This window comes from Streptomyces sp. NPDC093109 (genome assembly GCF_040701725.1).
In the GTDB taxonomy this organism is placed as follows: Bacteria; Actinomycetota; Actinomycetes; order Streptomycetales; family Streptomycetaceae; genus Streptomyces.
The window spans coordinates 115,937-133,953 of record NZ_JBFBEZ010000021.1 but is presented as its reverse complement, the minus strand read 5'-3'; the positions used below and the strand labels follow the sequence as shown (position 1 = coordinate 133,953).

At 72.2% G+C, this 18,017-nt stretch carries 18 protein-coding genes; 6 read left to right on the top strand and 12 right to left on the bottom strand.

Annotation, left to right across the window (positions count from 1 at the left end; translation table 11 throughout):
• Window positions 1-104: 104 nt before the first annotated feature.
• The 4 genes from AB0389_RS21385 to AB0389_RS21370 form a co-directional block, all read right to left on the bottom strand.
• A complete protein-coding gene (locus AB0389_RS21385; RefSeq protein ID WP_366397018.1) occupies window positions 105-980 on the bottom strand; it encodes a transporter substrate-binding domain-containing protein in 876 nt (291 codons plus the stop codon).
• A 56-nt stretch (window positions 981-1,036) separates the two neighbouring features.
• Window positions 1,037-1,783 (bottom strand): amino acid ABC transporter permease, encoded by a 747-nt coding sequence (locus AB0389_RS21380; RefSeq protein WP_366397017.1) that lies wholly within the window; start codon window positions 1,781-1,783, stop codon window positions 1,037-1,039.
• Entirely contained in the window at window positions 1,783-2,523 is a 741-nt protein-coding gene (locus tag AB0389_RS21375) for an amino acid ABC transporter ATP-binding protein (RefSeq protein ID WP_366397033.1), read from the bottom strand. The genes AB0389_RS21380 and AB0389_RS21375 overlap by 1 nt, the downstream gene beginning before the upstream one ends.
• A 71-nt stretch (window positions 2,524-2,594) precedes the next feature.
• Entirely contained in the window at window positions 2,595-3,779 is a 1,185-nt protein-coding gene (locus AB0389_RS21370; RefSeq protein ID WP_366397016.1) for an aminotransferase class I/II-fold pyridoxal phosphate-dependent enzyme, read from the bottom strand.
• A 188-nt stretch (window positions 3,780-3,967) separates the two neighbouring features.
• Between AB0389_RS21370 and AB0389_RS21365 the strand changes: the two genes are divergently transcribed.
• Window positions 3,968-4,732: an aldolase/citrate lyase family protein gene (locus AB0389_RS21365; RefSeq protein ID WP_366397015.1), complete on the top strand. Its 765-nt coding sequence runs from the start codon at window positions 3,968-3,970 to the stop codon at window positions 4,730-4,732.
• A gap of 51 nt (window positions 4,733-4,783) precedes the next feature.
• Here AB0389_RS21365 and AB0389_RS21360 read toward each other — a convergent pair whose 3' ends face one another.
• From AB0389_RS21360 to AB0389_RS21350, 3 genes are read right to left on the bottom strand one after another with little or no spacing between them, the layout of a single operon-like run.
• The gene (locus AB0389_RS21360; RefSeq protein ID WP_366397014.1) at window positions 4,784-5,668 is read right to left on the bottom strand and encodes a TIGR03619 family F420-dependent LLM class oxidoreductase; all 885 of its coding nucleotides are present in this window, start codon (window positions 5,666-5,668) and stop codon (window positions 4,784-4,786) included.
• Window positions 5,665-6,411, bottom strand: coding sequence for an SDR family oxidoreductase (locus AB0389_RS21355; protein WP_366397013.1), 747 nt, complete (start codon window positions 6,409-6,411; stop codon window positions 5,665-5,667). Before AB0389_RS21355 ends, AB0389_RS21360 begins: the two co-directional genes overlap by 4 nt.
• The gene (locus AB0389_RS21350) at window positions 6,408-7,154 is read right to left on the bottom strand and encodes an SDR family NAD(P)-dependent oxidoreductase (RefSeq protein WP_366397012.1); all 747 of its coding nucleotides are present in this window, start codon (window positions 7,152-7,154) and stop codon (window positions 6,408-6,410) included. The genes AB0389_RS21355 and AB0389_RS21350 overlap by 4 nt, the downstream gene beginning before the upstream one ends.
• Before the next feature lie 134 nt (window positions 7,155-7,288).
• On the opposite strand from AB0389_RS21350, the gene AB0389_RS21345 reads away from it, so the two are divergent.
• The 3 genes from AB0389_RS21345 (at window position 7,289) to AB0389_RS21335 (ending at window position 9,707) form a co-directional block, all read left to right on the top strand.
• Entirely contained in the window at window positions 7,289-8,263 is a 975-nt protein-coding gene (locus AB0389_RS21345; RefSeq protein WP_366397011.1) for an LLM class flavin-dependent oxidoreductase, read from the top strand.
• The gene (locus AB0389_RS21340; RefSeq protein WP_366397010.1) at window positions 8,260-9,045 is read left to right on the top strand and encodes an LLM class flavin-dependent oxidoreductase; all 786 of its coding nucleotides are present in this window, start codon (window positions 8,260-8,262) and stop codon (window positions 9,043-9,045) included. Before AB0389_RS21345 ends, AB0389_RS21340 begins: the two co-directional genes overlap by 4 nt.
• A gap of 140 nt (window positions 9,046-9,185) precedes the next feature.
• Entirely contained in the window at window positions 9,186-9,707 is a 522-nt protein-coding gene (locus tag AB0389_RS21335; protein WP_366397009.1) for an Lrp/AsnC family transcriptional regulator, read from the top strand.
• A gap of 22 nt (window positions 9,708-9,729) precedes the next feature.
• Here the strand turns inward: AB0389_RS21335 and AB0389_RS21330 are convergent, their stop codons facing one another.
• Entirely contained in the window at window positions 9,730-10,392 is a 663-nt protein-coding gene (locus AB0389_RS21330; protein WP_366397008.1) for a response regulator transcription factor, read from the bottom strand.
• Between the two features lie 110 nt (window positions 10,393-10,502).
• Window positions 10,503-12,272 carry a histidine kinase gene (locus AB0389_RS21325; RefSeq protein WP_366397007.1) on the bottom strand — a complete coding sequence of 590 codons (1,770 nt, stop codon included), beginning with the start codon at window positions 12,270-12,272 and terminating at the stop codon, window positions 10,503-10,505.
• A 244-nt stretch (window positions 12,273-12,516) separates the two neighbouring features.
• Between AB0389_RS21325 and AB0389_RS21320 the strand changes: the two genes are divergently transcribed.
• The gene (locus AB0389_RS21320) at window positions 12,517-13,116 is read left to right on the top strand and encodes a hypothetical protein (protein WP_366397006.1); all 600 of its coding nucleotides are present in this window, start codon (window positions 12,517-12,519) and stop codon (window positions 13,114-13,116) included.
• Window positions 13,117-13,202: 86 nt separating this feature from the next.
• On the opposite strand, the gene AB0389_RS21315 is transcribed toward AB0389_RS21320, so the two are convergent.
• The 3 genes from AB0389_RS21315 to AB0389_RS21305 are packed head-to-tail and all read right to left on the bottom strand — an operon-like array spanning window position 13,203 to window position 17,167.
• Window positions 13,203-14,537 (bottom strand): NAD-dependent succinate-semialdehyde dehydrogenase, encoded by a 1,335-nt coding sequence (locus tag AB0389_RS21315; RefSeq protein WP_366397032.1) that lies wholly within the window; start codon window positions 14,535-14,537, stop codon window positions 13,203-13,205.
• Window positions 14,538-14,585: 48 nt separating this feature from the next.
• Window positions 14,586-15,686: an alcohol dehydrogenase catalytic domain-containing protein gene (locus tag AB0389_RS21310; protein ID WP_366397005.1), complete on the bottom strand. Its 1,101-nt coding sequence runs from the start codon at window positions 15,684-15,686 to the stop codon at window positions 14,586-14,588.
• The gene (locus AB0389_RS21305; RefSeq protein ID WP_366397004.1) at window positions 15,686-17,167 is read right to left on the bottom strand and encodes an APC family permease; all 1,482 of its coding nucleotides are present in this window, start codon (window positions 17,165-17,167) and stop codon (window positions 15,686-15,688) included. The genes AB0389_RS21310 and AB0389_RS21305 overlap by 1 nt, the downstream gene beginning before the upstream one ends.
• Before the next feature lie 169 nt (window positions 17,168-17,336).
• Here AB0389_RS21305 and AB0389_RS21300 point away from each other — a divergent pair, with 169 nt between their 5' ends.
• Complete coding sequence (locus AB0389_RS21300; protein ID WP_366397003.1) at window positions 17,337-17,975, top strand: TetR family transcriptional regulator; 639 nt, start codon at window positions 17,337-17,339, stop codon at window positions 17,973-17,975.
• Window positions 17,976-18,017 lie beyond the last annotated feature (42 nt).

Here is an 18,017-nt window from a genome sequence, read left to right as displayed (position 1 = left end):
GCGAATTGGTTCCCGGGGACTGGGCCGCCCCGGGCCGATGGACACAGATCCTCAGACAGGGCGGGGGCGCGCCGCCGTGTATCGCCCCGGTTCCGTGGAGCCTCTCAGCAGCCGGCGGGCATCTGCGGGAACTCCGCGGCCGGGACCTTGAAGTTCTTCGCGTAGAGCGAGGTGAGGCCGTCGCCGGTCTGTTCCGCGCACAGGAAGGAGTCCAGCTTCCGTACCAGGCCCGTGTTGCCCTTCCGGACGGCCCAGGCGCCGTAGTTGATGTCCAGGGGCTTCGCCAGTTCGGCCTTCTTGACCTGGCCGGGGTTGGCCTCCTTGTACTGGGCGAGAATGTAGTCCTCCAGCACGGAACCCTGAGCCCGGCCGGTGGCGACCTCCAGAAGCGCGGCGTTCTGGTCGGGGAAGGTGGTGACCGTGGCCTTCGGGAAGGTCTTCTTGGCCAACTGCTCGCCGGAGCTGCCCTGGAGAGCCGTGATCACCACGCCGCCGCGGTTGAGGCTGTCGGCCGAGGCCGGGCTCTTCGCGCTGTCCTTGATCGCGAGGACGCTGGTGTAGGGGATGTAGGCACGCGAGAAGTCGACGACCTTCTTGCGCTCGGCGGTGGCGTTCAGTCCTACGGAGACCAGGTCGAACTGCTTGCTCTGGAGACCGGGGATGAGGCCGTTGAAGTCGAGGTTGTTGATCTTCAGTTTGAGGCCGAGTTCGGTGGCCAGCGCGTTGAGCAGGTCGACGTCGTAGCCGGCGGGCTCGTTCTTCGCGTCGAGGTACATCTCCGGCGGGAACTGCAGGTTCATTCCGACGGTGAGGGTGCCGGGAGTCAGCAGGTTCAGCCCTGACGACGCCGAGGACGCGGTGGAGGCCGAGGAGTCGGAGGTGCCGCCGCCACCGCCGCAGGCGGTCAGGGCGGCGGCCAGGGTGACGGCGATGCCGAGCAGCCCGGCCCGCCGTGTCGGGCGGGAGATGGACGGTCTCATGGGGATCCCTTTTCGCGGAGTCGGCCGGAGCCTTCGTTCGGATCGGGCCGGCTGGTTCAGACGGCCGCGGGCTCGCGGCGGTCGGTGCTGGCGATCAGTTCTTCGATGCGGGCACGTCGGCGGGCGCGCAGTGCCCGTGCCAGGCGGCCGTGCGGCGGACTGGCGAGCAGTTTCTCGGAGAGACGGAAGAGGAAGTCGATGAGGAAGGCCGTGAGGACGTAGAGCGTGGCGGCCGCGGTGTAGAGCACGAACGGCTGGAAGGTGGTGCTGACCAGGTTCTGGGTGACCCGGACGACTTCCAGCAGCCCGATCACGGTGAAGGTCGAGGTGTCCTTGACCATCCCGATGAACATGCTGCCGATGTTGGGCAGGGCGATCTTGCTCGCCTGGGGCAGCGTGATGGAGAGGAAGATCCGTGCGGGCCGCAGGCCCAGCGCCTGGCCCGCCTCGCGCAGCCCGGGCGGTATCGCGGCCAGCGCCGACCGGAAGATCTCGGCCAGGAAGGCGCTGTACAGCAGGGAGAGCGCGATGACACTGGCCTGGAAGACGCTGAAGGTGACGTCCAGCGCCAGCGACATCCCGAAGTAGACCCAGATGACGCTGACCAGTGCGGGAATACCGCGGAAGACGTTGATGTACGCGGCGGCCAGCCAGCGGAACGGCGGCGCCGACATCCGCAGGAGGGCGAGCAGCATGCCGAGGACGACGGAGACCAGCAACGCCACCACGGACACCGTCAGCGCGGTGAGCAGCCCGTCGAGGAGAGTCTCGCGGTGGCTCCAGATGAGGGACCATTCGAACATCACTTCACCGCCTGCAGGAAGTCCCGTGCACGCTGGCTGCGGCACTCGTCGTAGAAGCCGCGGCCGCCGGTCTCGACGATCCGCCCGTCCTCCAGGAAGACGTTGAGGTCGCCGATCTCGCGGGCGAAGCCGATCTCATGGGTGACGACGACCATCGTCATGCCGGTCTCCGCGACGAGGCGCATGGTGCGCAGTACCTCGCCGACGAGCTCGGGGTCCAGGGCCGAGGTCGGCTCGTCGAAGAGCATGACCTTCGGGTCCAGTGCCAGCGCGCGGGCGATGGCGACCCGTTGCTGCTGGCCGCCGGAGAGCTGGGCGGGGTAGTGGCCCGCCCTGGGCAGCAGGCCGACGCGCCTCAGTTCAAGGGCGGCCTGCTCGTCGGCGTCCTTGCGCTTGAGCCCCCGTACGGACCGCAGCGGCAGCGCGACGTTGTCCAGCGCGGTGAGGTGCGGGAACAGGTTGAACTGCTGGAAGACCATCCCGACGGTACGGCGCAGCTGGAGCGGTGAACCGGCGGGCTCGGTCGCTCCCGGCCGGGGGGTGGCGTACTCCCTGCCGTCGACGACCAGGGACCCGGCGGTCGGCCGTTCCAGCAGATTGATGCTGCGCAGTACGGTCGACTTGCCCGATCCCGACGGCCCGAGCAGGACGACGTGCTGGCCCGGGTGCACCGCGAGGTCGATGCCGCGCAGGACCTCCAGTTCGCCGAAGGTCTTGCGGAGCCCGTGCAGGGAGATCACCGGTGTTCCGGCCCCGTCCGCGGGTGCGTGCCTCTCCGCGGCTTCGAACGGTTCGCTCGATATATCCGCCTTCATCGCGCTCCTCCCGAGGTCTGCCGGTACCAGTCGAGGAACCCGTCCAGTCCGGTGTTCAGGTCGTCGGCCGACGACGCCAGGGAGAGCCGCAGATGGCTCCGGGCGGTCTCGCCGAAGGCGGTGCCCGGGGCCAGGGCCACCCCGCGCGGGACCAGATCGAGGGCTGCCCTGCGGGAGTCCACGCCCTCGGCCAGGGGGATCATCAGGTAGAAGGCGCCCGCGGGCGGGTCGATCGCCAGACCTGCCGAGGTGAGCCGGTCGACCACGAGATCGCGCCGGGCGCGGTAGGTCCCGGCCATGTGCCGGACCGCGTCCTGCGGGCCGTGCAGGGCGGCCAGCGCCGAGGCCTGGGAGGCGGCCGAGACGGACGAGAGCAGCGGTTCCTGCACCCGGGCCACGGTGGGCACGAACCAGGACGGCCCGGTCAGGTACCCGACCCGGGACCCGGTCATCGCGTAGGTCTTCGAGAAGCTGAACACGCTGATCACCGACTCGGGCGCGACGGCGGCCGCGTTGGCGTGGACGCTGTCGAACACGATCTCGTCATAGACCTCGTCGGAGATGACGGTGACGCCGCGCTCGACGGCCGCCTCCACCATCGCCCGGATCAGCTCCGGTTCGAGTACGGCGCCGGTCGGGTTGGAGGGCGAGTTGAGGATCAGCACCTTGGTGCGGGGCGTGATCAGCGAGGCGACCTCGGCCGGATCCGGGCGGAATCCGCGCTCCGGGCGCAGCGGGTAACGCACCGGCCGTGCGCCGAACAGCAGGGTCTGCATCTCGTAGTTCGGCCAGGCCGGGTCCGGGAGCAGTACCTCGTCGCCGGGTTCGAGGAGCACCGCCAGGGAGGCCGCGAGGGCCTGTACGGCGCCCTGGCCTACGACCACGCGGTCCGGGTCGTCGGTCAGGCCGTAGCGTTCGTGCAGCCGTTCGGCGATCGCCGTGCGCAGTGCGGGGATCCCGGCGCTGGGCGTGTACCGGTTGTGGGAGGCCAGCGCCCGGTTGCCGGCCTCGACGATGTGCGCCGGGGTCGGGAAGTCGGGCTCGCCGATCTCCAGGTGCACCACGTCGTCCCGGCCGTAGGCCAGCATGACGATCTCGCGTATCCCGGACCCCGGCACGGTGGCCGCGCCGCCGCCGATCCGGGGCTCCCGCGCGGGGGTGGGCACGGTGGGTGCGCTCACGATCGGCCCCGTCCGTATCCGTCCTTCGTGTTCATCGACTGGTCTCCCTCCGGCCGGTCGATCTCTCGCGACCGGCTGAAAACCGACGGTAGGGCGTAGGTGTTTCGCGGAAAATAAGTCGGGTTACGGACCTGCTAATTGACAGATTGATCGCCTTCTTGATTATCGAACGCGAAGTACATTGGAGTGTGACCTTTCATAGCGACACCTTGTCCCTGGGCCTGTGGAGCAGTCTCGCCACCGGCCAGACCGTCCGGCTGCTGGCGGCGGCGAACCCCGACTGGCTGATCCTCGACGCCCAGCACGGCGGGTGGGGCGATGCCACGCTCGCCGCCGAACTGCCCGCGCTCGTGGGCTCCGTGCCCGTCTGGGTCCGGCTGGCCGACGACCGGGCGGCCGGTATCGGGCGGGCGCTCGACGCCGGGGCCGCCGGAGTGATCGTGCCGATGGTGAACTCGGCGGAACAGGCCGCGGCGGTCGTGGCGGCCTGCCGGTACCCCCCGCTCGGTGAGCGCAGTTGGGGCCCGATGCTGCCGTCGTTCGGCCGGCCGGCACCCGGCACCGCCGAGGCGAACGAGACCGTCGGCTGCGCCGTGATGGTGGAGACCCCGCGTGCTCTGGCCGACGCGGACGCGATCGCCCGCGTCCCCGGGGTCGACATGGTGTTCGTCGGACCCTTCGACCTGTCGATCGCCCTCGGCGTCCCGCTCGACGACCTGCTCGGCGACGACGCCCCCACCGCGCCGCTGCCGTCGGTCGTCCGGGCCTGCCGGGCGGGCGGGGTCCGGGCCGGCGCGTTCGCCGGTGACCCGGACCGGGCCGAGCGGCTGATCGAACTGGGCTTCTCCGACGTCGTGATCGCCACGGACGCCGGCCTGCTCGGCACCGCGGCGGGGGCCGCGCTCGGCCGGTTCGGCGCCGGCGCAGCCGGTCACTCCCGCGGCGGGTACTGACCTCACTGTCACGCCCGCGGCGGGCTGACCTCCCGGTCATGTCCCCGGCGGTCACCGGCCTCCCGGCCACCCGGCACGCAGCAGCCGGTGGTCGGCGGCCGGATCACCGAACGGATCGCTGTCGACGATCACCTCGTTCACCCCGGCAGCCACCAGCTCGGGCAGCCGGGCCGCGATCTCGGCGGCCCGGCCGCCTGACTCGGCGACCCGCAGCACGATCCGGGGGCCGTCCGGGAGACGTCCCGCCTCCTCGGCCTCACGGCGTACCCGCGCCACGTCCCGGGCGAGTGCCCCGGGATCGAGGTCGTCGGCCGACTGCTGCGCCAGCCACCCGTCGCCGAGGCGGCCCGCCCGCCGCAGCGCCGCCGGTGAGTGCCCGCCGACCAGCAGCGGGATCGGCCGGACCGGCGCGGGCAGGACCAGCAGGCCGTCCGGCAGCGGGTGTTCCCCGTCGCGGCCGGCCGGACGGCCCGTCCAGCAGTCCCGCAGCAGCACCATCGCCGAGTCCATCCGGCGGCCCCGGCGCTCGAAGGGCTCGCCGAGCGCGGCGAACTCCTCGCGCAGCCAGCCGGCCCCGATGCCCAGTTCGAGCCGGCCGCCGGACAGCGCGTCGAGGCTCGCGGCCTGCTTGGCCACCAGCACCGGGTTCCGTTGCGGCAGCACCAGCACGGCGGTGCCCAGGCGGACCCGCTCGGTCACGGCGGCCGCCGCGGTCAGTGTGATCAGCGCCTCCAGGTAGGCGATGTCGGTGGGCCAGCGGGCGACGCCGTCCGCGGCGAACGGGTAGGCCGAGGCCACCCGCTCGGGGAGTACGACATGATCGCTGACCCACAGCGAGTCGAAGCCGGCCCGCTCCAGTGCCGTGGCGGCCGCGGTGACGGCGCCGGTCACCGTGCCGGTGTGGGGCAGCTTGGCCCCGATCGCCAGGGCCGTCATGCCGCGGCCAGCCAGCCGCCGTCCACGGGCAGGCAGATGCCCGTGATGTACCCGGCCTCCGGGGACGAGAGGAACGCCACCGCCTCCGCGATCTCCTCGGGACGGGCGGGCCTGCGCATCGGCACCCGCGACAGCAGCGCCTCGCGCCGTACGGGATCGCCGAGCGAGCCCGCCGACATCGCCGTGTGGGTCACCCCCGGGGCGACCACGTTCACGCAGACACCGTGCTCGGCCCAGTCGACGGCCAGGGCCCGGGCCAGCATCGTCACCGCGCCCTTCGACGTCGCGTAGCCCGCCTGTCCCGGCAGGGCGCGCAGACCGTTGACCGACCCGATCAGGACCACCCGCCCGCCGCCGCCCTGGGCGAGGAAGCGGCGCGCCGCCGCGGCGGCGAGGTCGAACGTACCGAGCACGTTGACATCGAGGATGTCCCGCACGGTCGTGGTGAGCAGTTCCTCCGCCGGTGCCGTGCGCTCGATGCCCGCGCTGGTCACCAGGGCGTCGAGCCGCCCGAAGTGCTCCACGGCGGCGGCCACCGCGCTCTCCCCCGCCCCGTCGGCCGTGACGTCGACCTCGACGGCGACGCCCCCGGTCTCCCTCGCGACCGCGGCGGCCGACGCCCCGTCCCGGTCCGCGCAGACCACGCGGTCACCGCGGGCGGCCAGCCGGCGGGCGATCGCCGCGCCGATACCGGCTCCGGCCCCGGTCACCAGGCTCACCCTGGCGCTGTCCCGGCGGTTCACGCGAGCCACCCCCCGTCGACGGCGAGCGTGTGGCCGGTCAGATAGGACGCCTCCGGCGAACTGACGAACGCGACGGCCTCCGCGATCTCCTCCGGCGTACCGAGCCGGCCCAGGGGGATGCGTTCCGCGAGACGGTCGTACGCCTCACTGTCCGCGCCGAGACCGCGCATCAGCGGGGTGTCCATCGTGCCCGGGGCCACGCAGTTGACCCGTACTCCGTGCGGTCCGAGCTCCCGTGCCGCGGCCTGGGTGAGCATGCGTACCGCCGCCTTCGAGGTGTCGTAGGCGACCATCGGGGTGGACGAGGCGGTGAACGACGACGTGGACCCGATCAGCACGATGGTGCCCGCGCGCCGGGCCGCCATCACGGTGGCGGCGGCGGCCAGCACCAGGTAGGTGCCGCGGACGTTGACCGCCATCGTCCGGTCGAACACCGCCGGGTCGTCGTCGAGCACCGATCCCGGGCGTGCGATGCCCGCGCAGGCCACCACCGTTGTCAGCGGTGCCGGGGCGGCGGCGATGGCGGCCCTGACGGCGTCGGCGTCGGTGACGTCCAGTTCGACGGGCTCGGCCCGGCCGCCCTTCGCGCGCACCCGCTCGACCGTCCCGGCCACGCCCTCGGCGTCGAGGTCGGCCACCAGGACCCGGTCGCCCCGGGCCGCCAGGCGCTCGCAGACCGCACGGCCCAGCCCGCTCGCACCTCCCGTGACGAATGCTGTGTCAATAGCGCTTGTAGGTTCCATGTGGCTATGAAAGGCGACGATGACTACGCACATGTAAGGCGCATGTTGCCGGGAGACTCACAGATGAAACATGAGGAGGTTACTGTCGCCGGGGGTCGGCGCACCGGCCCGAGGGCCAACGAAAGGTGGCGAAGGTGAAGTTCGGCGTAGGGCTCTACTGTCTGCAGGCGACCGCGGCGACACCCCGGCATCCCACCGTCCCCTACCGCGAGGTGCTGGCCGACGCGCGGTTCCTGGAACAGCAGGGGTACGAGGGGATGTGGCTCTCCGAGCACCACTTCTTCTACGACGGCTACTGCCCGGCGGTGCTGCCGGTCGCCGCCGCCGCTCTCGCCGTGACCACCCGCCTGCGCGTCGGTACGGGGATGATGCTCCTCCCCCTGCAGGACGCGACGCGGGCGGCCCGGCTGTCGGCGGACATCGCGGCCCGCTCCGGCGGCCGGCTGGATGTCGGCGTCGGACTGGGCTACCGGGACGTCGAGTTCGACGGCAAGGGCGTCCGCCGGCAGGACCGGGTCGCCCGGCACCGTGCCGGACTCGCCGAGATGGAGCGGCTGGCGGTACCCGCGGGGGCGACGGTCTGGAACGGCTCGGCCACCCCGAAGGGGGTCGCCAGGGCCGGGGCGCGCGGGCAGGGCGTCCTGCTGTCCGGGGCCAACCCGCTGTCGCTGGTACGGGAGTTGGCCGCCGCGCACCGCGCGGGCTGGGAGGAGGCCGGACGGCCGGGCGGGACGCGGCCCCGGCTGGCCGCGCTGCGCAACGTCTGGCTCACCGACAACCCGGCCGAGGCCGCGGCGGCCCTCGACTGGCAGCGCGCCAGCTACCTGCTCTACGCCGGCCTCGGCTGGTCCGTCGCGCAGCAGGAGTCGACGGAGGCGATGGACTTCCGGGCGGACCTGGACAAGGCCGTGGGGCAGGCCGTCGCCACGACGGTCGCCGGCCCGGCCGGGCAGATCCTGGAGGGTCTTCAGGAGGCCCATGAGGCCGGGGTCGACGACGTGGTGTTCCGCGTGATCATCGAAGGTGCCCCCTCGGAGGTGGTGCACCGCATGCTCGGCAGGCTGGCCGATGACGTCCTGCCGCATCTGGAGAACTTGGAGGCAGCATGAGAATCGGCGCAGTGGTGACCGAGGCCGAGGACGTCGAGGACGCGGCCTCGGCCGGGCTCTTCGCGATCCTGTGGGAACCGGCGGGGCCGACGGAAACGGCGGAACCGGCCACCGGGATCGCCGCGGCGGCCGAGGTCGCCGCCCGCACCCTGGACGCGCGGGTGCTGGTCCGGGTCGTGCTGGGCAGCGAGCACCCGGTGACGCTCGCCGAAGAGGTCGCCGTCCTGGACCACTTGTCGGCGGGACGGGCGGTGGCCGTCATCGACCCCGGCGAACTCACCGACGAAGCGGCCATGGAGGATCTCGCCCTGCTGCGGGCCTGCTGGTCCGGCCGGCCCGTGCGGCACGCCGGAAAGCGCTGGACGGTGCCGAGCGGCGTGATGGGGGATGTCGCACCGGCGGCGGGCCTGGCCGTGACGCCCGTCCCGGCGCAGATCGATGTCCCGGTGTGGCTCCTCCGCCCGATCGGCGAGGTGGCGCTGCCCGTAGTGGCGCGGGACCCCGCCGCGGTCCGTACGGACGTCCAGGTACAGCCCGCGACGGCCGAGCTGACCGGCGAGCTGGAGCAGGACCGGGCCCTGGTCACGCGGTGGGCGGAGGCGGGTACGACCCATCTCCTGGTCCGCCCGCCGTCCGGGCCTGCCGGACGGGCGGCGGCCGGTGCCGAGCCGGGCCGGTTCTTCGCACGTTATGTTGCTCGCTACCTGCAACCGGAGGTCTCGATGCCCGCCTATCCCCGGATCATGTCCGAGGCCGCGCTGCCAGCCACGTGGACGGCATGATGACGGACACATCCCGGCCCGCCCCGGTCGAACCGGACCCGGCCGTACACAAGGACTCCGGACCCGACGCACCGCCCGCCGGCAAACGCGCGCGGACCGGGCGCCGTACGCGGTCCGCGCGGACAACCCCAGGAGGTTCCATGGCCAGCCTGGCGGGTGAGATCGAGCGGCAGGGCCCCGCGGTGCCGCTCGACGACATCGACCGGGCGCTCATCCGGCGCCTGTCGGTCGACCCGCGCACCTCGCAGCGGCAGTTGGCCCGGGAGATCAACATGTCCGGGCCGACCGTCGGCGAGCGGATCGCCCGCCTCGAACGGGCCGGAGTCATCCGCGGCTACACCGTGTCCGTCGACTGGGCCGCACTCGGGTTCCCCGTGCTCGTCTACATCCCGATCAGCATCGCCCCCGGCGCCGACCTCGCCCAGATCCTCACCACCCTGCGGGCAATCCCGGAGCTCGAGGAGCTGACCGCGGTCACCGGCACCTACGACCTCATGGCCCGGTTCCGCCTCCGTGACCACACCCATCTGCAGACACTGCTGCTGGAGGACCTCTGGCCGGTGGAGGGCCTGCAACGTATCGAGACGTTCCTGAGCCTGGGCGAAGTACCCGCCCCGGGCCTGCTGGACCGCCTGCTGGACCAGCACACCGCGGACGACTGAGCCCGGCCGAACGCCCCGGAGGTCACACCCCGCCCGGGTGAACTCCGGCGTCGCGGGCGAGGAGCGCCGCCTGTACCCGGTTGTCGCACCCGAGCTTGGTCAGGATGCGGCTGACATACGTCTTCACGGTGGCTTCGCTCATGTGCAGCCGCCTGCCCGCGTCCGCGTTGGAGAGGCCCTCGCCGAGCAGCGCGAGCACGTCGCGCTCCCGCGCGGTGAGCCCGCCGACGCGCGCTCTGGCCTCGTCCGCGCGGGTGGCGGCCCCGGGCGAGGCGAGGGCGTCCACCACGTGCCGGGTGGCCGCCGGCGAGAGATAGGCGTTCCCGGCCGCCGCCGCGCGCACCGCGTGGATCAGCTCGTCGGGCGCGGAGTCCTTGAGCAGGAACCCCGCGCCGCCGTGGCCGAGCGCGCGCAGCACGTTGTCGCGCTCGCCGAACGTGGTGAGGATCAGCACCCGTACGTCCGGCGCGGCGCGGCGCAGTTCGGTCAGGGCCGCCAGTCCGTCCAGCACCGGCATCTGGATGTCCAGCAGGGCCACGTCCACTGCGGTGCTCCGGGCGGTCTCCACCGCCTCACGGCCGTTGCCCGCCTCGGCGACGACGTCGATGTCGGCGGCCGAGGTGAGGATCATCCTGATGCCGGCCCGGATGAGCGGCTCGTCGTCGGCGACGAGGACCCGGATCACACAGCCTCCTGCGCGGTGGTCGGTCGTGGAGCGGATGGCCTGGCCGCACCATCATGCCCTGCCCCGGACGGACGCGTCGCACAGAGGTCAGGCGGTAACCGGGCGCCGGATCACGTCGCTTCGAAGGTGTGCTTCGCGACCAGCTTCCCGCCGCGGAAGCAGAACCGGAAGACGGTCACGGTGTCGAGGCCGTCCTCGGTGGAGGTGAAGTGGCGGCAGGTCGCGCTCTCGGGCAGCTCCGGCCCCTGGTCCTTCAGATCCGATGTCAGCCACGAGTCCTCGTCGGGCAGTCTGTCCTGTACGTCCGCCTCGGCATCGCCCACCTTCACCGCCTCGTACACGCTCGGCGATATCTCGGCCTTCTCCATCTCCTTCATCACCTCCCCCACTCCCCATACCCCCAGGGCGACGAACGCTCCGACGAGGACGACAGCGGTGACGGCGCAGCCGATGGCCACGTTCTTCTTGTTGGTCATGACGGTGGTGAACTCCGTTGACGGATCGGTACGGTTGACGACCGCTCCACCGTCGCCCGCCACGCCCCTGCTCAGCTGCCCCACAAAGTCGTTCCCGGGGCCGACGGAGGTCGCGCCGTACGTGCCGGGCGCCGGCTCGGTGTCACCGGAGCCGTAGGGCAGCATGCCGGCGATGCGGAACCCGCCGTCCGCGGTGGGGCCGGTGTGCACCATGCCGCCGACGCTCGCGGCCCGTTCCCGCAGGCCCCTCAGCCCCTGGCCGCCGCCGATCGCGGCCGGGCCCGGCGCGGCCCCTGCCGGTACGGGCCCGTTGGCGACCTCCACCACCAGGCTGTCCGGCTCGTAGCGCAGGGCCAGGCTGATCGGGGCGCCCGGCGCGTGCTTGTGGGCGTTGGTCAGGCCCTCCTGCGCTATGCGGTACGCCGTGTGTTTCACGGCAGGCGGCAGCGGCCGGCCGGCGCCCGACCTGTGCAGTTCCACGGTCGCGCCCGCGGCCCGGGAGGAGGCGACCAGCGCGTCGACGGAGGTGTCCGGCCGGGAGGCCGGAGGCCCGCCGGCCGTACCGGCGGAGGGACTCCGCTCCTGGCTGTTCTCGCTGTTCTCGCTGTTCTCGCTGTTCTCGCGGAGGATTCCGACAGCCTCGCGCAGCTCCCCCATCGCCGTCACGGAGGCGTCCCGCAGGATCCGTACCCCTTCCCGCTGCCGGTCGGTCAGCTCGGGGTCGACCTGCAGGGCTCCCGAGTGCACGGATATCAGGGCGAGTTGGTGGCCGAGGCTGTCGTGCATGTCCCTCGCTATACGGTGGCGCTCCAGCAGACGCGCCTCCCGTGCCACCATCGCCTGCTCCCGTACGAGCTGGGCGTTGTTGCTCCGCAGCGCACCGAGCAGCGCGCGGCGCTGGGCCCGGTAACGGGCGGCCAGCCCCGGCACGATCGCCAGCGCCAGAAACACACCGCCGCTCAGCGCGCCCGTGATGACCGGCGACAGGCTGGAGCCGGCGGTGATCTCGGCGTGGGCGGTCAGGACCGTATGGGCCACGAGCGCGGCGGCGTACGCGGCGGCCACACGCCACGGCTTCACGATCCGGCTGCCCGCCGACCAACTCGCGTACACCAGCAGCGGAGCCGCGGCGATCAGCTCCCCCGCCGCCGCGGCCGAGAGGACCAGCACCGTCGCCGGCAGGGCGCGCCGGACCAGTGACAGCAGGGCGACACCCGCGACGACGGCGAAGGTCCTGGCGCCGAACCCGGCCGCCACGGCGTCGAACACCCCCGCGATCCCGGCGAGAGCGACGGTGAGCACCGCCTCCCCGGCGATCCGGTCGCGGCTCCAGGGTGACGCGGCGGCAAGCCGGGGCAGGAGCGCACGGGCGCCGCGAGGGATGTCTGCTTCTTCCGCTTCCACGGACCGACGATAGGCAACGGGCGGGAGCGCCCGCGTCATCCCTCCGTCGTGCGGGCGAACGACGAAAGTCGCAACCGCCGCCAGGAAGACCGCTGTTGGAGGGTCCGCGCCGTCGCCGTCGGTCGTCCCCGGCCGCGACTTCCGGGAACTGCGCCGGGCCGGGCGCCGCGGTGACGATGGACCCGTCGAGCCGGAAGTCCGGCAGGCGGGACACGGCCGGGCAGTACGGGACGGGAGACATCACATGGACAGCACACACGTACAGGCACACGAGCGGTTCACCATCCGGCAGAGGATGGCCCTCCTGACCAAGGAGTACGTGGTGACCGCGGCCGGGCCGGACGGCTCCGAGGGCGAGGTCGTCGCCTTCGCCCAGCAGAAACGCGTCACACTCAGGGAACGGATGACCTTCTACACCGACGAGTCCAAGAAACACGTCCTGTGCTCCTTCGAGGCCCGCGAGATCCTCAACCTCGAAACCGTGTACGACGTGCGGGACGCGGTGGGCCAGACCATCGGGTCCTTCCGCAACGAGTCCTTCGCCTCTCTCCTGCGCTCGACCTGGAGCATGCGGCAGCCGGGCACGGTGGATCTCACCGGGCGCGAGCGCAACCGGGTGGTGGCCGGGGTGCGCCGGATCTGGGAGTGGCTGCCGTTCACGGACTTCGTGCCGTTCCTCTGGCCGTACCACTTCGATTTCACCGAGGGCGGCAAGCGGCTGATGACGGTCGACAAGAAGTTCGGGCTGCGGGACCGGTATGTGCTCGACATCCTCGCCCCGGATCTCGACCGCCGCCTCACCATCGCGCAGGCCGTGGCGCTGGACGCGCTGGAGGAGCGCTGACGCGCGGATCCGGCGGTGCGGCGCGGCGCGCCGGCCGGTCGGCCGAGCGGCAGGTCCCCCGCCGCCGGCCACGGCCCGACTCCGCGTCATGCCACCGTGCGGATCAGCTTCTTGTTGACGAACTCCTCGATGCCGAGGGGACCGAGTTCGCGGCCGAAGCCCGAGCGCTTCACCCCGCCGAAGGGCAGCTCGGCCCCCTCCGCGGCCACTCCGTTCACGAAGACCATGCCGGCCTCGACGCGGTCGGCGAAGCGCGCGGCCTGGGCGGGGTCGGTGGTGAAGACGTAGGAACCGAGGCCGTACGGGGTGTCGTTGGCGATGCGCAGGGCGTCCTCCTCGTCGGCGGCCGGGAAAACCATCGCGACCGGTCCGAAGAGTTCCTGCCGGGCGGCGGCGTGTTCGGTGGTGAGGCCGGTGAGGACGCCCGCCGGGTAGAAAGCGCCGTGGCGCTCGCCCGCGCTGTGCAGGGTGGCGCCCTCCGCGACGGCCGCGTCGACCTGGCGGGCCAGCGTCTCGGCCGCGGCAGCCGAGGAGAGCGGGGCGCCGGTCCCGGAGGCGAGCAGTCTCGCGGTGAACTTCTCCACGAACGCGTCGTACAGCTCCCGTACGACGACGAACCGCTTGGCGGCGTTGCATACCTGGCCGGTGTTGTCCAGGCGGGCGGCGACGGCCGCCGCCACGACGGCGTCCAGATCGTCGGTGGACAGCACCACGAACGGGTCGGAGCCGCCCAGTTCGAGGACGACCTTCTTCAGGTGCCGGCCGGCGGTCTCGGCCACGGCGGCGCCGGCCCGCTCGGAGCCGGTCAGCGACACGCCCCGTACCCTCGGGTCGGCGATCACTCCGGCGATCTGCTCGTTGGTGGCGTACACGTTCACGTACGCCCCGGCCGGGAATCCCGCCTCGGCGAACAGTCGCTGGAGGAGCGCGGCCGTGGCCGGGCACTGAGGGGCGTGCTTGAGGACGAGGGTGTTGCCGGCCGCGAGATTGGGGGCGGCGAAGCGGGCGACCTGGTAGGCGGGGAAGTTCCACGGCATGATGCCGAGCAGGACGCCCAGCGGGCCGCGCCGGACGACGGCGGTGCCGGTTCCCGAGGTGACGGGAAGCGGTTCGTCGGCGAGGAACCGCTCGGCGTGGTCGGCGTAGTAGTGGTAGATGTCGGTGCAGAAGTCGATCTCGCCCTCGGCTTCCGGCAGGGGCTTGCCCATCTCCCGCACGATGCTCGCGGCAAGGCCGTCGCGGTGCTGGGCGTGCAGGTCGCCCAGGCGGCGCAGCAGCGCGGCACGCTCGGCGACGGAGCCGGTGCGGCCCCAGGCGGTGGCGGCGTGGGCGGCGTCGAGGGCGGCCTCGATCTCGGCGTCGGTGGCGGTCGGGTAGGTCTCGGCCACCTCTCCGGTCGCCGGGTCGGTGACGGCGTACATGACGTCCATGGCTGTCCTTGGAGTTGGGGGGCGGGGGCGGGGACGGACTCAGGGTTCCAGGATCGTCCGCATTCCGGTGTTCGTCCTGAGGTCGTCGAAGGCGTCCGCCGCCTCGCTCATCGGGCGGGTCTTGCCGACGAGTTCGTCCAGGGGCAGCCGGCCGGCCAGGTACAGACGGGCCAGTTTGGGGATGTCGATCTCTCCGACGCTGGAGCCGTAGTTGCAGCCGAGGATGCGTTTCCCCTGGTCGGCGAGGTCGAAGAGGTTGAACGAGGCGGTGGCGTCGGTGGCGGCCATGCCGACAAGTACGGCGGCGCCGCCGGAGGTGAGCATGCCCGGCAGTGTCTCGACGACCTTCGGGCTGCCGATGGCCTCGAAGGCGTAGTCGACTCCGCCGAGGTGTTCCACGCACCAGGCGGCGACGTCCTCGTGTGCCCCGTCGAGGGTGTGCGTGGCGCCGAAGCTCCGTGCGGCGGCGAGGCGTTCGGCGGAGAGGTCCACGGCGACGACGGGATCGGCGCCGACCAGGCGCAGGCCCATCACCACGGAGAGGCCGACGCCGCCGGTGCCGATGACGACGGCGGACTCTCCGGCCCGCACGCCCGCGGTGTTCACCACCGCGCCGACGCCGGTGGTGATGGAACATCCGAGCAGCGCGCCGATCCCGAAGGGAAGCTCTTCGGGGACCTTCACGGCGGCTGCCTCGGGGACGACCAGGCGGCCCGTGAAGGCGCCGAGGCCCAGGTAGGGCCAGAGCTGTTCGCCGTCGGCGCCGGTGAACGCGGTACCACCGTCGGGGAGAGTGTTGGCGACGGCCTTGGTGCCGGTGCACAGCCATGCCTGGCCCGCGGCGCATCTGCGGCAGCGCCGGCACGGCGCGAACCAGGAGAGCACGACGTGGTCGCCGGGGCGTACGGAGGTGACGCCGGCGCCGGTCGCGGTGACCACGCCCGCCGCTTCGTGGCCGAGGACGAGGGGGCGGTCCGTGGGCCAGTCGCCGGACACGACGTGCAGGTCGGAGTGGCAGACGCCCGCGGCCCGGACCTCGATCTCGACCTCGCCGGGACCGGCGGGCCGTACGGAGACGTCCCGGGTGTGGAGGCCCTCGGCGGGTGTGAAGACAACGGCCGGGGAGAGTGGGGAGGACATCAGGGTGTCTTCACCTCTTCGGTGGTGGTGCTCGGGGTGAGTTTCGTGTGGGGCTTGGCGGCGAAGACGTAGCCGAGGCCGAGGAGGAAGAGTGCGGAGAACACCAGGACCACGGCCCAGACCTGGATCCAGCTGCCGTCGGCCGGGGCGAGTTCGGTGCGGGGCCAGGCGATGTTGACCGCCTCGAAGAGCAGCCACACCACGGCGAGGACGTTGACGACGAGTCCGGTGCGGCCGAGCCTGACCTGTCCGGCGCCCGGTTTCCAGCGGCCGGTCAGCCGCGCGACGAGCGCCACGGCGGCGACCGCGAGGAAGATGAAGTAGAAGCCTCCGGAGCCGAAGGCGATCAGTGTGGCCGCCGCGTTGCCGTTCAGGCCGAGCAGCAGGCCGAGGGCGGCGAGGACGGCGGTGGCGATCAGGGAGACGTACGGGATCTGCCGGGGTCCGACGGTGGCGAGCACGGGCGAGAACGGCAGCTGGCGGTCGCGGGCGAAGGCGTACACGGCGCGGCCGATGTACGTCTGGATGGAGACGGCGCACGCGAAGAACGCGATCAGGACGACAACGACGAACGGCTTCTCGCTCCAGCCGCCGAGCCCCTGGGTCACGGCCTCGAAGACGGGGTCCCCGATGGCGCCGGAGACGGCGTCCTCGGGGCGGCGCAGGGCGAGGGTGACGGCGAGGCCGGTGAGCAGGACGGTGAAGGCGACGAAGAGGTAGGCCCGCAGCAGGGCGCGCGGCACGCTGCGGCGCGGCTGCTCGGTCTCCTCGGCCACCTGGGTGGTGGCGTCGAAGCCGAGGAAGGCCCAGCCGGCCACGGCGAGGCAGGTCAGGAAGCCCGCCGTGACGGAGCCGCCGGAGGCTCCTTCGGCACCCAGCGACTCGAAGAGGATGCCGAAGCCGTTGTGGTGGGCGAAGAACAGGAGCACCAGGCTGACGGCGATGGAGGCGACGCCCTCGGCGATGATGCCCGCGTTGAGGAAGTGCTTGACGGGATCGACCCCGAGGAGGTTGATGCCGAGTGCGACGGCGACGAAGACGACGCCGAGGACCACGTGGAGGGCCGCGGACGGGGCGCCGTCGGCGAACAGCATGTGCAGCCAGCTCGCGCCCAGGTAGGCGACCGTCGTCAGCGAGGCGACGGCCGAGGCGAGGTAGATCCAGCCGACCAGCCAGCCGGTGCGCGGTCCGGCGAGCCGGCGTACCCACTGGTAGACGCCGCCGGTGATCGGGAACTGCGAGGACAGTTCGGCGTAGACCACGGCCACGAGGAGCTGGCCGAGGAAGGCGACGACGACGGCCCAGATCCAGGCGGGCCCCGCGAAGACGAAGCCCAGCTGGACGACGGCGTAGATGCCGACCACGGGCGAGATGGTGGCGAAGCCGATGGCGAAGACGGCCCAGGCCGACAGGGTCCGTTTCAGTTCCTGCTGGTAGCCGTATTCGGCCAGCTCACCGGCGTCGGTGCGCGTGTCGTCCACCTTGCTCTCCTGACAGTGTTCTGTGGCGCCGGCCCCGCCGCGGACCGGGTCGGGTGACGTGCCTCCCCGTCCGGCGCAGTGCCCCGGGACCGGTGGTTTCCAGCCGATCCCACTTATTGGGCATGCGGCCAATTGCCTTATTGGTCACGTACTCAATAGCATTCGCCCCATGACGTCAAGAGGTCAGGAAAAACGCGTCCGCAAGGCTCCGGCCGAACGCCGCCACGAGATCGTCGCGACAGCGGCGCGGATAGGGCTCACCGAGGGCCTGGAGTGCGTCACCCTGCGACGTGTCGCCGACGAGCTGGGCGTCCGGCCGGGACTGGTCGGCCATTACTTCCCGGCGGCCGACACCCTGGTGGCCGAGGCGTTCACCAGCGCCACGATGGCCGAGCTGGACGGCCTCCTGCCGCGGCCGCCGGCCGAGGGCGGCGGGCCCGCGTCCGTCGCCGCCCTGAGACGCTTCTTCGCCCTGATCTCGAGCACCGAGTTCGACGACCTCAGCCGGCTGTGGCTCAACGCCCGCCATCTCTCGCGGTACCGGCCACTGCTGCGCGAGCACGTCGTGGCACAGGAACTGCTCTGGTGCCACCGCATCGAACAGCTCGTCACCGACGGCTCGGCGGCCGGGGAGTTCGCCTGCGCGGACCCCTGGGGCACCGCCACGCGAGTACTCGTGGCGATCGACGGGGCCACCGCCTACATCAACACCAGCGCCGAACACCGCGCGTCACCGATCGCCGCGATGCCCCGGACCGTCGCGGAAGCCGAACTGGGGCTGCCGCCGGGCGCTCTCGCCGCCTCCTGACCGCTGTACGCGCGCGGCGCGTCCCGCTCCGCCGAGTTCGCC

Bases quoted from the DNA above. Each gene is read 5' to 3' on its own strand.
- AB0389_RS21385 (WP_366397018.1), bottom strand. From the start codon at position 980: ATGAGACCGTCCATCTCCCGCCCGACACGGCGGGCCGGGCTGCTCGGC.
- AB0389_RS21380 (WP_366397017.1), bottom strand. From the start codon at position 1,783: ATGTTCGAATGGTCCCTCATCTGGAGCCACCGCGAGACTCTCCTCGAC.
- AB0389_RS21360 (WP_366397014.1), bottom strand. From the start codon at position 5,668: ATGACGGCCCTGGCGATCGGGGCCAAGCTGCCCCACACCGGCACGGTG.
- AB0389_RS21350 (WP_366397012.1), bottom strand. From the start codon at position 7,154: ATGGAACCTACAAGCGCTATTGACACAGCATTCGTCACGGGAGGTGCG.
- AB0389_RS21340 (WP_366397010.1), top strand. From the start codon at position 8,260: ATGAGAATCGGCGCAGTGGTGACCGAGGCCGAGGACGTCGAGGACGCG.
- AB0389_RS21335 (WP_366397009.1), top strand. From the start codon at position 9,186: ATGGCCAGCCTGGCGGGTGAGATCGAGCGGCAGGGCCCCGCGGTGCCG.
- AB0389_RS21320 (WP_366397006.1), top strand. From the start codon at position 12,517: ATGGACAGCACACACGTACAGGCACACGAGCGGTTCACCATCCGGCAG.
- AB0389_RS21315 (WP_366397032.1), bottom strand. From the start codon at position 14,537: ATGTACGCCGTCACCGACCCGGCGACCGGAGAGGTGGCCGAGACCTAC.
- AB0389_RS21310 (WP_366397005.1), bottom strand. From the start codon at position 15,686: ATGTCCTCCCCACTCTCCCCGGCCGTTGTCTTCACACCCGCCGAGGGC.
- AB0389_RS21300 (WP_366397003.1), top strand. From the start codon at position 17,337: ATGACGTCAAGAGGTCAGGAAAAACGCGTCCGCAAGGCTCCGGCCGAA.